Origin of the sequence: Mesorhizobium sp. LNHC229A00 (assembly GCF_000502415.1) — a bacterium.
Classification (GTDB): domain Bacteria; phylum Pseudomonadota; class Alphaproteobacteria; order Rhizobiales; family Rhizobiaceae; genus Mesorhizobium.
In genome coordinates, this window is record NZ_AYWQ01000230.1 from 1 (window position 1) to 336 (window position 336).

At 61.9% G+C, this 336-nt stretch carries 1 protein-coding gene; it reads left to right on the top strand.

Annotated elements, in window-relative coordinates; genetic code table 11:
* Positions 1-336, top strand: a 336-nt coding sequence (locus X742_RS140080; RefSeq protein ID WP_023775708.1) for an aldo/keto reductase, incomplete at both ends; no start/stop codon positions are given.

Genomic DNA, 336 nt, shown 5'->3' on the forward strand with positions numbered 1-336 from the left:
CAACGAGATCGTCGGCCGCTCGATCGCCGTCGGCGTCAACTTCTTCGACACGGCCGACGTCTATTCCGTCGGTGAGTCCGAACGTCTGCTTGGTCAGTCGCTTAGGGATCTCGGTGTTGCCCGGTCAAACGTAGTCATCGCCACCAAGGTCCACGGCGCCATGGGTGAGGGACCAAACCAGCGCGGCTCCTCGCGCGGCCATATCAAGGATTCGGTCGACGCCAGCTTGGAGCGGCTGCAGCTCGACCATATCGATCTCTATCAATTGCACGGCACCGACGCGGTGACGCCGATCGACGAGACACTGCGGGCACTTGATGATCTCGTCTGCAGCGG